General features: G+C 70.0%; 10 protein-coding genes and 2 pseudogenes. 3 read left to right on the top strand and 9 right to left on the bottom strand.

The window, feature by feature from the left end; genetic code table 11:
• Window positions 1–164: 164 nt before the first annotated feature.
• A complete protein-coding gene (locus H4687_RS44080) occupies window positions 165–701 on the top strand; it encodes a hypothetical protein (RefSeq protein ID WP_046914294.1) in 537 nt (178 codons plus the stop codon).
• 76 nt (window positions 702–777) lie between these two features.
• Here the strand turns inward: H4687_RS44080 and H4687_RS44075 are convergent.
• The 5 genes and pseudogenes from H4687_RS44075 to H4687_RS47130 form a co-directional block, all read right to left on the bottom strand.
• Window positions 778–1,152: pseudogene (locus H4687_RS44075) on the bottom strand (transposase); the annotation flags it as partial.
• A 249-nt stretch (window positions 1,153–1,401) separates the two neighbouring features.
• The gene (locus H4687_RS44070; RefSeq protein ID WP_046914292.1) at window positions 1,402–2,259 is read right to left on the bottom strand and encodes a PhzF family phenazine biosynthesis protein; all 858 of its coding nucleotides are present in this window, start codon (window positions 2,257–2,259) and stop codon (window positions 1,402–1,404) included.
• 106 nt (window positions 2,260–2,365) lie between these two features.
• The gene (locus H4687_RS44065) at window positions 2,366–2,776 is read right to left on the bottom strand and encodes a winged helix-turn-helix transcriptional regulator (protein WP_046914291.1); all 411 of its coding nucleotides are present in this window, start codon (window positions 2,774–2,776) and stop codon (window positions 2,366–2,368) included.
• A gap of 89 nt (window positions 2,777–2,865) precedes the next feature.
• Window positions 2,866–4,446, bottom strand: a complete 1,581-nt coding sequence (locus H4687_RS44060; protein ID WP_079028224.1) for an MFS transporter — start codon at window positions 4,444–4,446, stop codon at window positions 2,866–2,868.
• A 74-nt stretch (window positions 4,447–4,520) separates the two neighbouring features.
• Window positions 4,521–5,723: an Acg family FMN-binding oxidoreductase gene (locus H4687_RS47130; protein ID WP_225967003.1), complete on the bottom strand. Its 1,203-nt coding sequence runs from the start codon at window positions 5,721–5,723 to the stop codon at window positions 4,521–4,523.
• A 189-nt stretch (window positions 5,724–5,912) separates the two neighbouring features.
• Between H4687_RS47130 and H4687_RS44050 the strand changes: the two genes are divergently transcribed.
• Both H4687_RS44050 and H4687_RS44045 read left to right on the top strand, forming a co-directional pair.
• Window positions 5,913–8,114 (top strand): helix-turn-helix transcriptional regulator, encoded by a 2,202-nt coding sequence (locus H4687_RS44050; RefSeq protein WP_079028260.1) that lies wholly within the window; start codon window positions 5,913–5,915, stop codon window positions 8,112–8,114.
• Between the two features lie 68 nt (window positions 8,115–8,182).
• Window positions 8,183–8,398 carry a hypothetical protein gene (locus H4687_RS44045; RefSeq protein ID WP_046918783.1) on the top strand — a complete coding sequence of 72 codons (216 nt, stop codon included), beginning with the start codon at window positions 8,183–8,185 and terminating at the stop codon, window positions 8,396–8,398.
• A gap of 293 nt (window positions 8,399–8,691) precedes the next feature.
• Here the strand turns inward: H4687_RS44045 and H4687_RS48610 are convergent.
• The 4 genes and pseudogenes from H4687_RS48610 to H4687_RS44025 all read right to left on the bottom strand — a co-directional run.
• Window positions 8,692–8,760, bottom strand: a pseudogene (locus H4687_RS48610) (hypothetical protein); the annotation flags it as partial.
• A 949-nt stretch (window positions 8,761–9,709) separates the two neighbouring features.
• Window positions 9,710–10,507 (bottom strand): SDR family NAD(P)-dependent oxidoreductase, encoded by a 798-nt coding sequence (locus tag H4687_RS44035; RefSeq protein ID WP_046918778.1) that lies wholly within the window; start codon window positions 10,505–10,507, stop codon window positions 9,710–9,712.
• Window positions 10,508–11,024: 517 nt separating this feature from the next.
• Window positions 11,025–12,452 carry a coniferyl aldehyde dehydrogenase gene (locus tag H4687_RS44030; RefSeq protein ID WP_046918779.1) on the bottom strand — a complete coding sequence of 476 codons (1,428 nt, stop codon included), beginning with the start codon at window positions 12,450–12,452 and terminating at the stop codon, window positions 11,025–11,027.
• Window positions 12,449–13,285: an SDR family NAD(P)-dependent oxidoreductase gene (locus tag H4687_RS44025; protein WP_046918780.1), complete on the bottom strand. Its 837-nt coding sequence runs from the start codon at window positions 13,283–13,285 to the stop codon at window positions 12,449–12,451. Before H4687_RS44025 ends, H4687_RS44030 begins: the two co-directional genes overlap by 4 nt.
• Window positions 13,286–13,307: the final 22 nt, after the last annotated feature.

Genomic DNA, 13,307 nt, shown 5'->3' with positions numbered 1-13,307 from the left:
CTTCCGTGTCGACGTCCGCAGAGTCCAACTCGTCCGCCCGGTCGTGTGATTGCCTCGCACACCCGTGAGCTTCGGATGCCGGGTCGTCGTCGGTCCAGCCATCCGCCTCAGCCCTGACTCGGGGTCGACCCGGTGGTGTCAGTGGTGGCGGTTAGTCTGCACAGGTGATCGAGATGACAGATGATGACCGGCGCTTTCCGCCTGCTCTGGCCGATGTGGCCAGGGTCGAGTTCGACTACGGCGACGACGGTGAGGGCGTGGACTTCGAGCCGTACGACGCCTTCGAATCCGCCGAGGAGACCACCGACTGGCTGCGTCACTGGACTGGGAACCACGAGCTCGACGGCGACGCCTTCCGGCTCTTCGGGATGGACGGAACCGGCGGTCAGGCCGCCATCTGGTACGCGCGACCGGGGCGGCCCCTCGCCGAACAGCCCGTGGTGTTCATGGACTCGGAGGGCGAGTGCGGTGTAGTCGCCGGGGACCTGTCCGGCTTCTTGTGGGTACTGGCCGATGGCCTCGGCCCCAAGGAAGCCGCCATGTACGAGACTTACGACGTGCGTCCCGACGCAGTCCTGACCGCGCTCGCCGAACGGCACGCGACCACCCCGCGTCGGCCGGCCCCGGAGATCATCACGGAGGCCAAGGCTCAGTTCGCGAGCTTCGCCGCGGACATCGACGAGCTCTGCCGCTATCAGTAGCTGTTGTCGTTACGATCTTGAGCGGTGTCCGTCGAACGGGACTGTCAAACGAGTGCTGTAACTGCGGTAGTTGGGGTTACTGACGGGCTGCGGAGAGGCGGCCGTCGAAGGTGATGTCGAAGGCGTTCAGCGCGGTCTTCCAGCGCATGGTCCAGCGGGCCTGGCCCTTGCCCGTGGGGTCGAGCGACATGATCGCCATGTAGACGCACCTCAACGCGGCCTGCTCGTTGGGGAAGTGCCCGCGGGCCCTGACCGCCCGGCGGATACGGGCGTTGACCGACTCGATCGCGTTCGTCGTGCAGACGATGCGACGGATCTCGGTGTCGAACCGCAGGAACGGAGTGAACTCCTCCCAGGCGTTCTCCCACAGCTTCACGATCGCCGGATACTTCCTGCCCCACGCGTCGGCGAACTCGGCGAACCTGTCCAGGGCGGCCTCCTCGGTCGGCGCCATCCCTGTGCCTCAGTACCCGGCATCCGCCTCATCGCCGTTTCGACGCCGATATCGGTGGCCGGCAGGCACCACTCGACTCCCGCACCGCCGCCACGGGCGATCGCTCGACGAACCACGTACGAAGGGACCGCCCTCGGGGAATCGCCCACGCCGGCTGTAGTCGGCGAGCGCGTGGGCCGCCGGTTCCAAGTGCGCCAGACCGCAGTGCGGATGGCGTCGGCGCTGAGGGGGCCAGAGAGGGCGCGGTCATGCGGGCAGCTCAGCGAGGTGTCCTTCGGCGACGAACGCCACATCGCCGCCCACCGTGACGGAGTGGATGTCCTGTCCTTCGCCGTGCGCGCTGATGGCCATCTGACTGGGGCGGCCGGTGAAGCGCCCTTGGTGCAGGGTGACAGTCTCTCCGGTCCCGATTCGGCCGTGGCAGCGCAGGTAGGCGGCTGCGCAGCCGGCTCCGCTGCCGATGGCCACGTCATCGTGGACGCCGTCGTTGCTCCAGAGGCGTCCTTCCAGGGCGGCGGCGTCGAGCAGGTAGGCGAACTGGGCGCCGACCGTAGTGAGGGACGCTGCGAGGTCCCGCGTGATGCGGGCACGCGCAATCGCATCGCCGCGTACGGGGATCATCAGGTAACGCAGGCCCGTGGAGACCACCTCCGGAGGCAGGTCCGGGTCCAGGTCGTCGGCGTCCAAGGAGAACCAGGAGGCCAGTGCGGGGATGTGGGGGCGTCCGAGGAATTGGGCACCGCTTTGGTTGAGCACGCTGGTGTACCGGCCCGCTGCGCGGCGCCGGGTGGGGACGTCGACCGTTCCGGCCTTCAGCTTCCAGGTATCGGTGTCATCACCACCGTGCAGAGCGTGCAGGACGCAGGCTGCCCCGATGAGAGGGTGGCCGGCGAAGTCGAGTTCCTCGGCAAGGTCGAACACTCGCGCACGCCAGGTCCGGTTGCTGGAGCCTTCCTGGGCCAGAAAGACCGATTCGAAGTGCCGCATCTCCTTGGTGATGCGCGCCATCTGCTTGTCGCTGAGGTCTGGCGAGTCGGGGAACACCGTCAGGCTGTTGCCGCAATAGGGCTGGGTGCTGAAGACATCGACATGGAGGTAGCGCATCGGCTTGTCCTCGGGCGTCGTCGGGTGCAGCCGGGAGGACTGCGCTGAGCGAGTACAGGATGGGCAGATAGGTGTCGCTCTGCCGTCTCCAGGTCCTCATGACCTTTCACGCAATCACCCTCGCCCGGTCGCCTCGCACAGAACGAGCTTCTTCGGAGGCGTTCGCAGGGAGATGGCCCTCTGCCCACACGGTCAGGGCGGTCAGGGGGATGAGGAGCGCCTTGCCGTGGGAGGCGAGCGTGTAGACGGTGCTTGTGGATGTGCCCGGGTGGGCGGTTCGGGTCACCAGGCCGAGGGCCGCCATCTCCCGAAGGCGTCGGGTGAGCAGGCCGTCGCTGAGACCGGGGACGCGCTCGCGAAGCAGGTGGAGGTCGGCCGGGCCCTTGGCGAGGGCCACCACGATGAGCCCGGTGCCGCGTGTGCCGAGGAGAGCGAAGGCGCGGGTGAGGGCTTCCAGGGGTTCCGGCAATCGGGGAGAGCCGGGTTGGTGCGCCGTCTGAGTGCGCAGCACAGTCATGTCAGGTTCCTTCCTGGTACGGCGCGAGGAACGAATCGTGATCGCTCGCGCCGTACGTCGTGTTGGATGTGTCGGGGGTCGGTTGGGGGTTATGCCGTCGCCTTGGCCGTGTCTCGGTCTGTGCCGTCGGTCTGCGGGTGTTCGGCGGCCGTGCCCGGCTTGCCGGTCCGGCGCAGGAGGAGGGTGACGACGACGGCGGCCAGGATGGTGGTCGCGGCGCCGCTGATGAGGGCGAGGTGCATGCCGGAGGCGAAGGCGTCGCGGGCCCGTTCGATCAGTGCGGGGTTGCTCGTGGCGTGGCCGATGTGGTTGGCGGCGGCCAGGGAGGAGCGGGCGGCTTGCGCGACGGGGGCGGGGAGGCCGCCGGTGTCGAGGGAGTCACGGTACTGGGCGTTCATGAGGCTGCCGAGGACGGCGATGCCCAGGGCGCCGCCGAGTTCGCGTGAGAGGTCGTTCACGGCGGATCCCACGTTCTGCAGACGTGGCGGCAGGGCGTCGGTGATCGCCGCGGTGGCCGGCGTCGTGGCCAGGCCCATGCCCGCGCCGAGCGGCAGGAGTCCGGCGACGACCAGCCAGTACGAACTGCCGGCGTCGAGCTGGGCCAGCACGACCAGGCCGGTGGTGACCAGGACCAGGCCGACGGTCCAGGGGCGGCGTATGCCTCGCCGGGCGACCAGGAGCGGGCTGAGGCGGGCGCTGGGGATCATCGCCGCGGACATGGGCAGCACGCTCACCGCGGCCATCAGTGCGCTGTCACCGCGCACCAGCTGGAGGTACTGCATGGTGACGAAGATGAACCCGAAGAACGCGAAGAACTGCAGTGTGGTCGAGATCGATCCTGCCGCGAACAGTTTGTTGCGGAACAGCCGCGGGTCGAGCAGGGGGTGCGGGTGCCTGAGCTCCCAGGCCACGAAGGCGACCAGGACGGCGAGGCCGAGGGCTATGCCTGCCAGGGTGCGCGTGCTGCCCCAGCCGTGCTCGGGCGCCTCGATGACCGAGTAGACCAGCACGCCCAGCCCTGCCACGGTGAGAGCCGCTCCGGTCACATCGATGCGCTGTCTGCCCGGCTGCGCGGACTCCGGCACGAAGAGGTAGGTGCCGATGAACGCCACCGCGGCCATGACGGTGTTCAGCCAGAACACCGATCGCCACGACCACGCCTCGAGCAGTATTCCGGAGGCGAGCAGTCCCAGTGCGGCGCTGGCGCCCGCGACCCCCGCCCAGATGCTGATGGCACGCGCCTGCTGGCCGCGGGGAAACGTGCTGGTGATCGTGGACAGCGTGGCGGGCATGACGAACGCGGCGGCAACGCCCAGCACCGCACGAAGGGCGATCAGGACGCCCGGCTCGGTCGTGAAGGTCGCGGCCAGCGATACTGCGCCGAACACCGCGACGCCGCCGAGCAGCGCCCGGCGACGGCCGAAGCGGTCGCCGAGGGTCGCGGCGAACAGCAGGAACGAAGCGAAGATCAGGCTGTAGGAGTCGATGATCCACGACAGCTGGGTCTGGTTGGCGTGCGTCTCGCGGGCGATGTCGGGCAACGCCACGCTCAGCGACGCCATGGCCGATACGACGGTCGCCAGCGCCAGGCAGGTCACGGCCAGAACGGCACCGGGGCGCAAGGCGCGCACCGGTCCGCCGGCCTGCTCCGCAATGCTGGAGTCGGACATGAGGGAATCTCCTTTGAACGGAACGAAACTGGTGGGCGGGCGGCGCGGTGGGACTCGCCGCACCTGCCGGGGGGTCAGCTGGTCACGACGTCGCCGAGGCTGCGGCGCGGGCTGAGACCCGGCGTGCGCTCGGGGTGACCGATACGGAAGGACAGCAGGCCCATCGAGGCGGGGCGGCCCAGCAGGGCGGCCCAGCGGGCGGAGAAGACGTCGGGGCTGCCGGCCGCGGTGTCGCGGTCGATGCGTTCGGTGATCTGGTTCATGTGGTGCAGGCCGAGGCCGAGCATGGTTGCGGTGAGGTGCAACCGGGCCAGCAGCCGTCCGCCGCTGACCTGGGCGGTTCTGTCGGTGACGTCGTCGACGGCGATGACGCCGTAGGCGGCGGCGGTCGCGGTGTGCACCTCGCGGGTGGCCTTGACCCAGTAGGCGTCGCCGTCCTCGCGGGACTGCGCGGGGAGGAGTTTCGCGGCGAACAAGGTCAGCCCGCCCAGTCCCTGACCGTCGAGGGTGAGCCCGTCGCGGTGCCTGTCGATGCTGCTGCGCGAGCTGCGGAACCAGGTGAAGGCCTCCGTCGACTGCGCGGTGTCCGCGGTGATCGCCTCGGTGGCCTCGACATAGAGCCGGCCCAGCCGCTCCCGCGCCTGCTCGTCGGTGATCCACAGCACGCTCGCCCCCTTGACGCGGGAACTCTGTTCGGTGAAGCCGCTGACGTCGACGGGTGCGGAGGTGTACGGGCCGCGGTTGGTATGCCGGTGCGGAATCGCAGCGGCGAGGTCACGGTCCTTTCTGGTGCGGGCCTTGCTGAGTACGATGCGCGCGACATGGTCCGATACCGGGCCGTCCGGGAAGAGGGCGACGTCGGCGGTGAATCCGGCCGGTCCGGCGGCGATCACCATGTTCTCGACGGCGCAGCCGAGTCCGGCGAAGTGTTCACGGCCGCTCGCGTCGTTGAGCGGCATCCGCCGGCTCGGGTCGGAGTGGACGTCGATGGTGTCGCCGTCGACGATCATTCGCCAGGGCTGGGTGTTGTGCGGGTTGCACGCGAGGACGCCGGCGGCGACCACCCGCTCGACGCCGGACATCGAGGTCCAGTCGTGCCAGAGGTCGTACGGATCACCGGACCCGGCGCTGAAGGCTCCGTTGGTGACAGCCCGGAGTCCGCCGACGCCCACGCCGAGGCCGGCGACCGAGCCGATGCCGAGGCCGGTCAGCTTCAGCGCGTCCCTGCGAGTGAAGGTGATCTCCGGGGGTTCGTCCGTGACGGTGTTCGTGGCCATTGCGTCTCTCCTGTCGCCCGACCCCGGGTTGTGCCAGGAGAATCGCGTCGCACAGGGTGCCGGCGCACCACCCCGCCGCGAGATGTACCCGGGGTGGTGGAGCTGGCAGAATCAGCGTCCGGTTGCGGTACCGGGCCGCAGGTCGGGAGCGTCGTGACGTCGGACATACCCAGGCGGCCACTGCTGGCCGTGAAACAGGTGATCCCGCCGGCCCGGGCCGGCGCGGTCCCCCGTGAACGCCTGCAGCGGCAGCTGCGGCTGGCCGAGACCCGGCTGACGGTGGTGGTGGCGCCCGCCGGCTGGGGCAAGACGAGTCTGCTCAGCGGCTGGGCGGCCGACCTCGAGGAGAAGCGCCGCATCGCGTGGGTCTCGCTCGACGAGAGCGACGACGAACCCGTCCGGTTCTGGAGATACGTGCTCACCGCGCTGCACCGTACCGGCGACGCGATCAGCACGGACCCCCTGCAGGCACTGGACGCGGCGGGCGTCTCCCCAGTCGACCTCGCGCTGCCGATGCTGCTGAACGAACTGGCAGCGACCGAGACACCGCACGTACTGGTGCTCGATGACTACCACCTGCTCACCGACCCGCACATCCACGAGGCGGTCGAATACCTGGTCGCGTACCTGCCCGCCGCACTGCGGATCGTGATCGCCGCGCGCACGGACCCGCCGCTGCCCATCGCGCGGCTGCGGGCCCGCGGCGACCTGACCGAGCTGCGGGCGGCCCAGCTGCGGTTCTCGCCGGACGAGGCGGCGGCCCTGGTCTCGGCGGTGTCGGGGCACGACCTCGACCAGGCGGCGGCCGCAGCCGTGTGGGAACGGACCGAGGGATGGGCAGCGGGCCTGCAACTGGCCGCCCTGGCCCTGCGCGCGAACCCGGCGAAGGCCCACGCCGATGACCGGCACCTGCTGGACTACTTCACGGCCGAGGTGCTGCCCAGCCTCGCGCCGAGCCAGCGCGACCTGCTCGTGCGGGCCGCGCCGCTCGAACGGCTCTCCGGTCCACTGTGCGACGCCGCGCTGCAGGTGACCGGATCGGCCGGGGTGCTGGCCGATCTGGTCAGGGCGGACCTGTTCGTGGCCGCCCTGGACGACCAACGGCACTGGTACCGGTGCCATCACCTCCTTCGCGACGTCCTGGCCCGCGAGGCCACCACGGACCCGCGGGAAGTCCTCGCCCGTGCCGCGGCCTGGTTCGCCGACGAGGACCGCATCGACGACGCGGTGCACCACCTGCTGCGCGCCGGCCGCGACGACGACGCCGCCGCGCTGATGCTCACCAACGCGGAGAGCTGGTTCTTCCCTCGTGGGGCCGCGGCGACCTACCTGCAGTTCGGCGAGCGGCTGCCCATCCGTACGGTGGGCCCGCAGCTGGCGTTCTCACTCGCCTACACGGCAGCGCTCTGCGGCGATCAGGACCGGGTCAACCGCTGGCTGGACGCCTGCGAGGCGGGAAGCGCCCCCGACACCGCCGTCCCCGGCTGGCACAGCTTCCGCAGCGCCGTGCTCTGCGTACGCGCGGGCTTCGGCATGTCGGATGCCGAGGCCGCGCGATCCGTCGTCATGGTGCAACAGGCGCTGGACGAGGAAATCAGGGCAGGCGCCGCCGGACATCCGACCGTACGGGCGGCACTGGGGGCCATGCTGGCTCGCGACGGCCGCTTCGACGAGGCCGCGACACTGGTGCTCGATCTGTGGTCGTCGCCGGCCCACCGCAAGGCGTGGCCGCCTTCTCTGATGCTTCAGGGAGCGGGCACGCTGACGATCAGCCTCGTCGAAGCGGGCCGCGGCGAGGACTGCGACCGGGTCCTGCGCGAGGCCGCTCCGCTCGCCGACGCGGTCGAGCGCGACGGGCGGGAGACGAGTACGCCGGGGCTGGCCCCGCTGCGCATCGCCCAGGCCAGGCGCCGCTACCAGAACGCCGACATGGAGGAGGCCGCAGTTCTGCTGCGCCGCGCGGTCACCCTCGCCGAACTGCACCCGAGGCCGACCGTGCTCTTCCTCGGCCTGCTCTACCTCGCCGACGCCGAGCTCGCCCGCGGCGACCGGCCCGCCGCCCGCGCCGCACTGGCCCGGGCCCGCGAGGTGGTGGACGAGGAGCCGGTGAGCGCCTACGCAAAGCGGCGGCTCGAGGAGAGCGAGGCGCGGCTGGGCCGCGTCGGCGCCCGCACCGCCGTACGCTCCGGTGTCCTCGCGGAGGAACTGACCGACCGCGAATTGTCCATCCTGCGGGCACTGCAGGGGACGGCGACCCAGCGGGAGATCGGGGCAGCGCTGTTCCTGTCGATCAACACGGTCAAGGCGTACAACAAGAGCCTGTACCGCAAGCTCGGCGTCGCCTCCCGGCACGACGCCGTCACAGCGGCACGCGAACTCGGCTTGATCTGAGTCCACCCCGGGTGCTTCTCCCGGGCGGGTGGTGCACGGCCACCCGGGCGGCGGGTTCCCTGTACGCCATGGCCCCTAACCGTTACGTGCTGACGCTGCGCGGACCGATCGCCCGCACGCTGCTGGACGTGATCAGCACCAGGTTCGACCATGTGTCCGCGCCCGGCACGGACGGCACCGTACTGATCGTCGAGAACATCGACCAGGCATCACTACGCGCCCTGCTGACCCTGCTCTGGGACACCAACCACGACGTACTGGCCTTTACAGAGACAACGACCTGACACGACCCCTGGAGAAATGGCGGCTCTACCGGTAGTTGACTTAGGCGAGTTCGGTGGCGAGCTTCCTGGGCAGGCCCGTGTGATCGAGAAGGGGAAGCGCAATGTTGCGTGCCCCACGAGCCATCGCGTTGCGCGTGGTGGCCACGCGGGCCATCCGATGGGTGAAGGGGACCACGCGCTCTGTCTCGTAGCCGTCGAGCTGCCGGGACGCGATCGCCCTGCCGAGGGCGTAGCCGTTCCTGGATGCCGGTGTTCATTCCCTGACCACCGGCCGGGCTGTGCACATGGGCGGCGCCGTCGGCCAGCAGCAGCCAGCCGGTGCGGTGGCGGCCTGCGACCCGTGATGCACCCGGAACCGTCACGACCAGGCCAGGCCGGTGACCTTGGCCTGGCCTGTGGCCTTGGCTGGGGGCGCACTCGTCGGGCACCCGATGCACGAAGGGCGAGATCGCCGCCACCAACTGACACACCCGCGAACGTCACCTCGACCGCGCCTACGAGATCGTCGCGGCCGCGCACAATCAACTCGGACTCTCCGACCCTGTCGGCCCCGCCACACGGCCCTACCACGGCAGGCCGTTGCAGCTCCTGCACGCCGAACGCTTCGCCAGGACGCCGACCACCTGCACCACCGGCCCGGCCATCCGCGCCCTCCCGACAATCGGTGCTGTCGACCAGTTCATCGACAGCACTGACGTCCTCAGCCGCCCGGAGCTGACACACACGGGCACCCGCGCAACGGTCGGCTCTCCCTGGAAGCTCAGTGCATCCCTCGACCTCACGGTGGCGTCATCACCGTGCGCAGACTCATCCGTTACGCCTGGATCACTCACCGCTGGGCAACCATGAGCCCACACCCAAGCGCGAGTCCGCACCAGTGGTCACGTGCCCATTGCTCGAAGGTGCCCGCCGGTCGGCCGAGCACCCGTGGCATGTGGTCGGTGACATAGGCCGCACCGCCGGCGCGCCCAGCCGATGCCCGTGCTCATCTCGGCCGGCAACTGGTCGAGCGCATTCGTAGCGGTGATCTCAACCGGCCGTGCCAGCACGCCCGTCAGGATCGCCACCTGCTGTGCGAACGTCAGCAGCTCTGGCCCGGTCAGGTCGTACCGCTGCCCGTCGTGCGCATCGCAAGTCTTCCAGCCCCGGCCTCCCTGGAGCCGCAGCCGTAGCCCGAGCGCCGTGTTCGCGCGGACCGGTGCTCGTGTGCAGACCGGTCTGCGTCGCCCGCGGTCAGGTCGTGGTCTCGTCGGCGCGGCAGAAGTCGGGGCCCTCTCGTTGTCGGTGGCCCCGAGCAGGTCAGTGGCCGGGTCAGCGCGAGCGCATCTGCCACTGGGTCATCGCGCCGAAGGCCAGAGCGGTGGCTCGGCGGGTGGTGAAGCGCGAGACGAGGGTGCCCACCCAGTTGAACGTGCCGGAGACGACGCTGGGCGGAGGGTTGCGCCGGTCCAGCGTGCGCAGTGCGGTGGTGACCACCTGGCCCGGGGTCTGCAGCCGGACACCGCGGGCCATGTCGTCGGAGCCGGCCGCGTCGAAGAACTCGGTGCGGGTCGGGCCCGGGGAGAGGGCGAGCACGCGCAGGCCGGTCCCTCGCGATTCCTGCCACAGCGCCTCGGTGAAACTCAGCACGAAGGCCTTGGTCGCCCCGTAGACGGCGGCGTTCGGCCACGGCTGGTACCCGAGTGTGCTGGCGACGTTGACCAGGACACCGGTCAGCTGGCCGATGAACGCCCTGGTCACGTCGACCAGGCTCGCCACGTTCAGGTTGATCTCCTGCTGGACGCGCGCCGGGTCCTCCTGGCGGAACGGGCTGTGGGTGCCGAAGCCGGCGTTGTTGACGAGGCTGGTGACGGTGATCCCCCGCCGGGCCGTCTCCTGGGCCAGCGCTTCACCCGCAGACGGAACGGTGAGGTCGAAAGGCACGACCGTGACGGTGATCCGGTACTTCGCGGACAGCTCGTCGGCCAGGGCCTGAAGCCGGTCCGCGCGGCGGGCCACCAGCACGAGGTCCGAACCGCGCTCGGCGAACTGGCGGGCGAACTCCGCGCCGAGTCCGGCACTCGCGCCGGTGATCAATGTGGTCTGGGTACGGTAGTCGATTCCGGTCATGGGGTGGTCGGGGACGCGGTGCCCTGGCGGGTACCTCTTCCCCTTCTCCTTTCCATCCTTGCGACGGTCTGCGACCGTCATCGGTGCTCATCTGTCGTCGAGGCGGGCTCGGAGCCCGCCGAGGCGATGGTCGTGCCGTTTGAGGTGTCCCCGGTGACGACCTCGGCGCCCGGTGCCCGCGCCTCGGCCGCGCGGTCGGCCGCGCGGTCGTCCTCGCGGCGGATCAGCGGCGGACCAGCACGTTATGGGCGCGCAGCCGCTCGGTGACAGGGCGGCCTTTGCCGCCGGCGCGGGCGCCGAGTACGAGAACGAGGTCGTGATCAGCCATCGGTGGCCTCCTTGCGGAGGGGTGCGCCTCTACCAGGCCCTGGCCGCTGTACGGGCGGTAATGCGGCCTGGCGTTCGATGCCGCCGCTCGGATTGCACACCCTTCGCCGATCCTCTGATCGGTCGCGCCGAACGGGCGGCCCCACAGGTGTGGGGGTGCTGGAGGCAGCGGGCGGCGGTGCTGCCTCCTTCACCTGAGCAGGAAGCTGAGGAGGCTTTCGGTGCGCTTGCCGAAGGGGGCGCGCAGCATGCGGGTGGCGTTCCAGCGTCCCTGTACGTAGATGCCCTTGGGGTGGCTGAGCGTGCGGAACCCTTCGATGCCGTGGTACTTGCCCATGCCGCTGGCGCCGACGCCGCCGAAGGGGAGGTCGTCCTGCGCGACGTGCATGACGGTGCCGTTGACGGTGACGTTGCCGGAGGTCGTGCGGTCGAGGACCTTGCGCCGGTCGGGGCCGTCGTCGCCGAAGTAGTAGAGGGCGAGCGGTCGCGGTCGTTCGTTGACGTAAGTGATGGCGTCGTCGATGTCCCGGTACCCGAAGATCGGCAGGATGGGGCCGAAGATCTCCTCGTGGGCGATGCGCATGTCGTCGGTGACGCCGAGCACGACGGTCGGTGCGAGGGTGTGCGGGCGGCGGGCGGCGTCGCCCGGCCGGTGTCCGACCTCGATGATCCGCGCCCCGTGGGCGCGGGCGTCGTCTATCAGGTCGGTGAGGATCTTGTGTTGCTTGTCGTCGATGATCGAGGTGTAGTCGTCGCTGGTGGGGCCGTCGGGGTAGGCGGTCTTCACCAGTCGGTCGTAGGTGGCGACGAAGGAGTCGATCTCGGATTCGTGCACCAGGGCGTAGTCGGGGGCGATGCAGGTCTGTCCGCCGCTGAGGAGTTTGCCGAAGACGATGTCGGACACGGCCTGGTCCCGGACGTGTCCCTTGGCCACGATGGTCGGAGACTTGCCGCCGAGCTCCAGCGTGACGGGGACGAGGTGGTCACTGGCCGCCTTCATCACGGCTCGCCCGACCTCGGTGCTGCCGGTGAAGACGAGGTGGTCGAACGGCAGTGAGGAGAACGCGGAGCCGTCGCCGCTGACGATCGTGGCCTGCTCCGGCGGGAAGAGCTCGCCGAGCATCGACGCGAGCACCTCGTTCGTCGCCGGGGTCAGCTTCGACGGCTTGAGCATGACGCGGTTGCCGGCGGCGATCGCGGTGACGACGGGCATGAGCGACAGGTTGACCGGATAGTTCCACGGTGAGATGACGCCGACAACGCCGAGCGGCTGGTACTCGATGCGGTTGCTGCCGAAACGCAGCGGCAGCTCGATGTGGCGGCGGGTCGGGCGCATGAACCGACGAAGGTTGCGCCGTAGGTAGTCGATGCCCTGCACGACGCCCACGACTTCCATCAGCGCGCTCTCATGCCGCGAGCGATGTCCGAAGTCGGCGTTGATCGCGTCTTCGATGTCGCCACGCCGGGCGATCAGGGCCGTCTTGAACCGGGTCAGATCGCTGCGCCGGGCCTCCAGGGAGGGCGCTCCGTCGCGGAGGTAGGCGGCGCGCTGGGTTTGGAGGATGTGGTTGAAGCGCTCCGTGTCCGTGGGCTGTGTGGTGACGTCGGTGATGGTCATGATCGTGTTCCTTGGCTGTTGGTGAGGGCGACGGGGTGCTGCGGGCGCTGGCGGCGGTCCATCCAGCCCATGAGCCGGACCATCGAGCGGCGCGGCAGGAGCCTTCCGAGGAGAGCGACTGGCCGGCCGTTGGTGACCACCGACGGGGGTGCGGACCGTCGGTCGAGCGTGTCGAGGGCGATCTTCACGACCTGCTCGGGGGTTGCCCGCTTCGTGCCGTAGTCGGCGGAGCTGCCGGCGACGTCGTAGAACTCGGTCCGGGTGGCGCCGGGGCACACGGCCAGGACGCGCAGACCGGTGCCGCGGGTCTCCTCCCACAGCGATTCGGTGAAGTTGAGGACGAAGGCCTTGGTGGCGCCGTAGGCGCTCATGTACGGGGTCGGCTGGAAGCCCAGAAGGCTCGCGACGTTGATCAGGAGGCCGGTGTCGGCGGAGGTCAGCGGGTCGATGTAGGCGCGGCTGAGGTCGACCAGCGCGCTGACGTTCAGAGCGATCATGCTCTGCAGGCGGTCGGGGTCCTCGTCGCTGAACGCGTCGTGGGTGCCGAAGCCGGCGTTGTTGACCAGCCCGGTGGCGTAGATGCCGCGGGACTCGAGTTCGGCGCGCAGCGTGCGGCCGGCGTCGGGCCGGCCGAGGTCGCGGGCGACGGCGGTCACCGTGACGCCGTGGGTGCGGGTGAGTTCGGCGGCCAGGCTCTGCAGCCGCTCCGCCCGGCGGGCCACCAGCACGAGGTTCGCGCCGCGGCGGGCCAGCTGGCGGGCGAATTCGGCGCCGAGGCCGGAGCTGGCGCCGGTGACGATGACGGTCTGTCGGTGGTAGTCGATGTCGCTCATGACATTCACTCTACGCACGGAT

The sequence above is a fragment of the Streptomyces stelliscabiei genome (genome assembly GCF_014873495.1).
Classification (GTDB): Bacteria; Actinomycetota; Actinomycetes; order Streptomycetales; family Streptomycetaceae; genus Streptomyces; species Streptomyces bottropensis.
Note: the sequence above shows the minus strand (reverse complement) of the source record. Positions and strands in the feature narration are given on the sequence as shown.

Coding starts and splice junctions, on each gene's coding strand:
- H4687_RS44065 (WP_046914291.1), bottom strand. CDS start 2,776: ATGACTGTGCTGCGCACTCAGACGGCGCACCAACCCGGCTCTCCCCGA.
- H4687_RS44025 (WP_046918780.1), bottom strand. CDS start 13,285: ATGAGCGACATCGACTACCACCGACAGACCGTCATCGTCACCGGCGCC.
- H4687_RS44035 (WP_046918778.1), bottom strand. CDS start 10,507: ATGACCGGAATCGACTACCGTACCCAGACCACATTGATCACCGGCGCG.
- H4687_RS44030 (WP_046918779.1), bottom strand. CDS start 12,452: ATGACCATCACCGACGTCACCACACAGCCCACGGACACGGAGCGCTTC.
- H4687_RS47130 (WP_225967003.1), bottom strand. CDS start 5,723: ATGGCCACGAACACCGTCACGGACGAACCCCCGGAGATCACCTTCACT.
- H4687_RS44060 (WP_079028224.1), bottom strand. CDS start 4,446: ATGTCCGACTCCAGCATTGCGGAGCAGGCCGGCGGACCGGTGCGCGCC.
- H4687_RS44045 (WP_046918783.1), top strand. CDS start 8,183: ATGGCCCCTAACCGTTACGTGCTGACGCTGCGCGGACCGATCGCCCGC.
- H4687_RS44070 (WP_046914292.1), bottom strand. CDS start 2,259: ATGCGCTACCTCCATGTCGATGTCTTCAGCACCCAGCCCTATTGCGGC.